The sequence below is a fragment of the Streptomyces jeddahensis genome (assembly GCF_001642995.1).
In the GTDB taxonomy this organism is placed as follows: domain Bacteria; phylum Actinomycetota; class Actinomycetes; order Streptomycetales; family Streptomycetaceae; genus Streptomyces; species Streptomyces jeddahensis.
The window spans coordinates 1-1,337 of the sequence record NZ_LOHS01000189.1; the positions used below are offsets into that span (position 1 = coordinate 1).

The following is a 1,337-nucleotide window of genomic DNA, read 5'->3' on the forward strand; positions in this document are numbered from 1 at the left end:
CTCAGCAGGTCCTGAAGAACGTCGAGGACCTGGTAGAGAGTCAGGCCGGTGTGCGGACTTTTGGGTCGAGCCGCCTGAGGGTGAGGAATGCCTGGGCAGCGGTGACGAGGGTGACGTGGTGGTGCCAGCCGTGCCAGGTGCGGCCCTCGAAGTGGTCCAGTCCGAGGCCATGCTTGAGTTCGCGGTAATCGTGCTCGATCCGCCAGCGCATCTTGGCCCACCGCACCAGGTCAGCGGCCGGTGTGGTGGCGGGCAGGTTCGATATCCAGTAGTCCGTCGGGGTGTCCTGGCCGTCCGGCCATTCGACGAGGAGCGTCTGGACGGGCAGGGACGCCGTCCCACCGGTTGCGGCCGCCGCCCGCCTCCTGAGCCGCGGCCAGGGACTGTTTGCCCGCGGGCCGCACTGTCAGCACCGCGAACCGTGAGGTCATCGCGCCTTTACTGCCCTGCCTCCAGGTCACGTCGGTGAACCGCTGTGCATCCGCCTCCGCAGCGAGGACGGAAACGGCTCGCGGTGGGGTGCGGTAGCGGGGAAGAGTGGGTGGTCCGAGCCCGCCATAAGCGGGCTGGTGCGGCTCGGCATCCTCCGGGTGGGGCGACTTCCTTCCCGTTCAGGGCCAGGACATAGGACAGCCCCCGCTCCTCAAGGCCGAGCCGGAATGGGGTGCTGACGCCGTAGCCGGCGTCGGCGACCACGACCGGCGCCTTCAACTGCCACCGGGCGAGTGTGTCCAGCAGGCCGAGCGGGAGCCGCCACTTCTCCCGGTGCACCACGTCGTCGGGGACTCCTGCCCTGCGGCATCGGTCCGGCTCGTCCGCCCACTCACGCGGCAGATACAACTGCCACTCCAACGGGCACGAGGCGGTGTCGGTGGCGGCATGGACACTGACCGCGACCTGGCAGTTCGCCCGTTTGCCGACCGCTCCACAGTACTGGCGGGCCACCCCCACCGACGCTGTGCCGCACTTGGGGAACGACACGTCGTCGATCACCCACACCTCGGGCCTGACAACTCCGGACAGCCGCTCGGCGATCCGTCGCCTGACCGGTAACGGATCCCACGGCGACTGGTTCACGAACTGCTGCAGGGCCTGCATGTTCCCGTCCGGCAGACGATCAGCCATCGGCTGGATCGACTTGCGCCGGCCGTCGAGCATCAGGCCTCGCAGATAGCACTCGCCCCACCGCCGCTGATCCCGCCGCGGAACCGACCCGAACACATCGGCAACGAACTCCGTCAACTCACCCCGAAGCCGTTCCACTTCCCCCAACCTCACTTCGGGAAACTGCCCACGATCAACCGAGATCACTCAACGTAACGAAGCACTACTAGTGG

1 pseudogene is annotated in these 1,337 nt (G+C 67.8%); it reads right to left on the reverse strand.

Annotated elements, in window-relative coordinates:
* Positions 1–40 precede the first annotated feature (40 nt).
* Positions 41–1,278: pseudogene (locus tag STSP_RS34280) on the reverse strand (IS701 family transposase).
* Positions 1,279–1,337: the final 59 nt, after the last annotated feature.